We start from the raw sequence: 1,084 nt of genomic DNA, 5'->3' as shown, positions 1-1,084 counted from the left end.
TTACGCTCGGCAGTTCGCCTTTAAATTTCTCGATCTGCACCATGCTCGTGTGCGCGGTGTTGCTTTGCGAGAGCTGCGAGCTAGGCACGTCCTTGGTTAGCACGTTTATGTTGCCGTGTTTGCAAAGGCTTTTCTCGCCCCAGACGGCCGGATCGTACCACGCGCCCTCGCTTACGATCACGACGTTATCTTGCGCTCGCTCGCTCACCAGCGCGCCGCAGAGGATCTCGCCTCGGTCGTTGTATATCCTCACCACGTCGCCCGTTTTTATGCCGCGCGCCTTTGCCGTAGCAGGGCTGATGAGCGCGGGTTCGCGGCCCGCGATCTCAGCGTAGTTGCGTATGAGCGAGCTGTTTAGCTGCGAGTGGAGCCTAAATTTAGAGTGCGCGCCGCTGATGGCGATAGGATACTTGCTCACGTCGCCGCCCAGCCACTCAAACGGCTCCATCCACGTCGCGTGCGGCGGGCAGTCGGGATAGCCTAGCTTTTCGACCGCTTCGGAGTATAGCTCGATCTTGCCCGACGGCGTTTTTAGCGCGTTTTTCTCGGGATCGGCGCGAAAGTCCGCGTAGTTTGTAAAATATCGCTTTTTCTCGTCGATCTTATCAAATTTAACGTAGCCCTTTTGCCAAAACTCCTCAAATTTAGGCATCGCCACTCCCATGCCTTCGGCTTTTGCGACAGCGTCGGCGTAAATTTCCTTCACCCACTCAAGCTCCGTTTTGCCCTCGCTAAAGGCCTGCTCGTACTCCTCGCCCCACTGCGCGCAGATGAGCCGCGCGATCTCAAAGTCGCTCTTGCTCTCGCCTGCGGGCTTTACTAGCGGTTTAATCGCAAAAAGGTATTCGCTAGTAGAGTTTGCAAACTCGATATCCGTGCGTTCGCACTCAAGAGCAGCTGGCAGCACGATGTCGCTGAGTCTTGCCGTACTCGTCCAAAAGGGCTCGGTGGTGATGATCGCCTCTATCTTTTTCATCGCCTCGACAGCGCGGTTGGTGTCCGGGTGGCGGGTGAAGGTCGAGCCGTTGGCGTTAAACATCACGCGGATGTGCGGCATGACGTACTTTTTGCCGTTGCGCTCGAT

1 protein-coding gene is annotated in these 1,084 nt (G+C 56.6%); it reads right to left on the bottom strand.

What is annotated here, in order from left to right; genetic code table 11:
• Positions 1 to 1,084: molybdopterin dinucleotide binding domain-containing protein (locus Q0314_RS06815; protein ID WP_298057727.1), on the bottom strand; the 1,084-nt coding region annotated here is incomplete at both ends.

Source organism: uncultured Campylobacter sp. (genome assembly GCF_938040115.1).
Classification (GTDB): domain Bacteria; phylum Campylobacterota; class Campylobacteria; order Campylobacterales; family Campylobacteraceae; genus Campylobacter_A.
Note: the sequence above shows the minus strand (reverse complement) of the source record. Positions and strands in the feature narration are given on the sequence as shown.